This is a genomic window from Streptomyces sp. WAC05292 (assembly GCF_003949955.1).
Lineage (GTDB): Bacteria > Actinomycetota > Actinomycetes > Streptomycetales > Streptomycetaceae > Streptomyces > Streptomyces globosus.
In genome coordinates this window covers 1-2671 of sequence record NZ_RPSE01000590.1, presented here as the reverse complement: position 1 = coordinate 2671, position 2671 = coordinate 1, and the positions used below count along the sequence as shown (strand labels likewise).

Genomic DNA, 2671 nt, shown 5'->3' with positions numbered 1-2671 from the left:
CCCTCCACCCGCCGGCGCACCTCGCCCTGCGGCACGGGGGGCAGCCCCAGCCCGGCCCGCAGCTCCCGCGCGGCCTCGGCGTGCATCCGGTCCACGACGCGCACGGCCAGGCGGCCCATGGCCCGGTTCCCCCAACCGCCGAGCGGGCGGCCCGCGGACATCACGGGCGGGAAGGCGGAGGTCGGTGCCACCGGCTGGAGGTAGGCGCCCAGCGCCGGCACCTCCAGCGCCTCGGCCAGGTGCCAGCCGAGCGGGGCCGTCGTCGTCGACAGCAGCAGGGCGTCCGCGCCCGGCTCCGCGGCCCGTACGAGGCCCTGCCCCAGCTCCCGTATGAACGCGGCGGCCCTGCGCATCAGCTGCCCGCGCCCGCCCGGCCGTGCGCCGCCGCCGCCCCCGCCCGGCTCCCTACCGACGAGGCCGGGACGCGCGGGGGTGCGCCAGTCGACGGGCAGGCCGCGGAACTCCAGCCCCGCCCGCTCCGCCGTGCCGGCGAACCCCTCGGGTGCGGCCAGGGCGACGTCGAAGCCCGCCGCGCGCAGCCGCGCCCCCAGGCCGGTGTAGGGGGCGACGTCCCCGTGGGACCCGGCCGCCAGGATCAGCACCCTCACCGCGACCGCATCCTCTCCGCGTTGGCGCGGACGGCGTCGCGCAGGTAGCGGTCCAGGCCCGGCCTCTGCTCGGGCGGCGGGACGACCAGGGCGAACGCCCGCGGGTCCTCCGTGTACTCGTCCGCGATCCGGCAGTGCGTCTCCGGCGGGCAGGGCGTGAACCAGCGGCCGATGTGGCCCCGGTGCTCCTCGGCCACGTCCATGGCCCGCTCGCTGTCCGCGGTGGCGCCCTCCTCGAAGGCCTGCAGGAGCGAGCGACGCCATTGGGCGGCCTCGGCCATGATGGCCCGCCAGTCCTCCTTGGTGTGGGCGGCGGCCCGTGCCATCGCCTCCCGGTGGCCCGCGCTGTCTCCCCACTTCAGGTGCGCGTCGGTGGCGTAGCTCAGGTCGAAGGCCACGTCGCCGAACACGTCGAAGCGCTCCTCGGGCGTCAGCCGCACCCCGGTGCGCTGCACTTCGATGGCCCGCTCGGCCACTTCCACGAGCCGGTTCAGCCGGTCGACCTGCTCCTTCAGCGCCCGGTGCCGCTCCCGCAGGTACGCGAGGGGGTCCGCCTCCGGGTCCGCGAGGAGGGTGCGGATCTCCTCCAGGGAGAAGCCCAGTTCGCGGTAGAAGAGGATCTGCTGGAGCCGGGCCAGGTCGGCGTCGCCGTAGAGCCGGTAGCCCGCCGGGCTGCGCTCGCCGGGCGTCAGCAGTCCCGCCTTGTCGTAGTGGTGCAGGGTGCGTACGGTCACCCCGGCGAATCCGGACACCTGTCCGACCGAGTAGCTCATGGGAGGCCCTTTCGTCGGCCCCAGCGTGCAGCCTGACGCCGCGTGAGGGTCAACCCGCGGGCCGGGGCCGGGCCGCGAAGGGGCCGCCGGCGCCGAAGGCGATCCGCGCGAAGCGCTCGCCGATGAGCCGGTGGGCCGCCGCGTCCGGGTGCAGGTTGTCCGGCAGCGGCAGCGCCGCCTCGTCGGCCGGGCCGTACAGGGCGAGGCCGTCCAGGTGGTGGAGGTGCGGGTCGGCTGCGGAGCGCTCGCGGACGACGCGGGCCAGCTCCTCCCGTACGACGGCCAGCGTCAGCTTCCCGGCGGGCACCTCGCGCGGGTCGCCGGCTGCCCGGAACGCCGGCCGCCCCGCGGCGAGGGAGGCCGGATCCAGCGCGGTCGGGCCGGGGGTGTGCTCGTGCACGGGGCACAGGATCGGCGAGACGACCAGCAGCGGCACGTCGGGCCGGCCCTCGCGGATCGTGTCGAGGAACCCGTGCAGGGCGGGGCCGAACGCCCGGCGGCGCATCAGGTCCAGGTTGACGACGTTGACGCCCACCTTGAGGCTGACGAAATCCGCAGGGGTGTCCCGCAGGGCGCGCGGTGAAGGGGTCGAGGAGCGCGCTGCCGCCCAGGCCGAGGTTGACGAGGTCGGCGCCGCCGAGTGCGGCGGCGACGGCGGGCCACGTGCCGGTGGGGCTCGCGGTGGTGGAGCCCTGGCTGATCGAGCTGCCGTGGTGCAGCCACACCGGCCGGCCGCTGTCGGGCAGCGGCTCGACGGGGGCGTCGGTGCGCAGTGCGACCAGCTCGGTCGTCTCGTCGTGCGGCAGCCATACCTCCACGTCCTTGTCGACGCCGGGCAGGCCGGCGAAGCGGACGGTCGCGGGCGGTCCGGGCCGCAGCTCGGTGCTCCGGTCGGCCGGGTCGACGACGAGGGTGTTGCCGCCGCGGGCGCTGTCCTGCGCGGTGAGCCGGCCGTCGACCAGCAGGTCGTAGACGCCGTCCGGGCGGGGCACGCCGGCGTGCACCCGCTTCGTCGGCAGGGTGTCGAGCTCCACGGCGGTGGCCCGGGTGCGGAACGCGAGGCGCACGCCCGAGGGTTGGGACTCTGCCATCGCGAGCTGCCCGTCCGCGCACTGGGCTCGGGCCGCGGCGGGCAGCCGGTGCGGCAGCAGTCCGTGCCGCGTGCGCTCCAGTTCGGCGGCACGTCGGGCCGGCCCTCGCGGATCGTGTCGAGGAACCCGTGCAGGGCGGGGCCGAACGCCCGGCGGCGCATCAGGTCCAGGTTGACGACGTTGACGCCCACCTTGAGGC

General features: G+C 76.6%; 2 protein-coding genes and 1 pseudogene. All 3 read right to left on the bottom strand.

Annotated features, from left to right (window positions below):
* A partial coding sequence (locus EF903_RS31355) for a glycosyltransferase (RefSeq protein ID WP_148142627.1) occupies positions 1 to 608 on the bottom strand: 608 nt, incomplete at its 3' end.
* Complete coding sequence (locus EF903_RS31350) at positions 605 to 1381, bottom strand: MerR family transcriptional regulator (protein WP_125548366.1); 777 nt, start codon at positions 1379 to 1381, stop codon at positions 605 to 607. The genes EF903_RS31350 and EF903_RS31355, both read right to left, overlap by 4 nt.
* Positions 1382 to 1430: 49 nt before the next feature.
* A pseudogene (locus tag EF903_RS31345) lies at positions 1431 to 2553 on the bottom strand (GDSL-type esterase/lipase family protein).
* Positions 2554 to 2671 lie beyond the last annotated feature (118 nt).

Bases quoted from the DNA above. Each gene is read 5' to 3' on its own strand.
- EF903_RS31350 (WP_125548366.1), bottom strand. From the start codon at position 1,381: ATGAGCTACTCGGTCGGACAGGTGTCCGGATTCGCCGGGGTGACCGTA.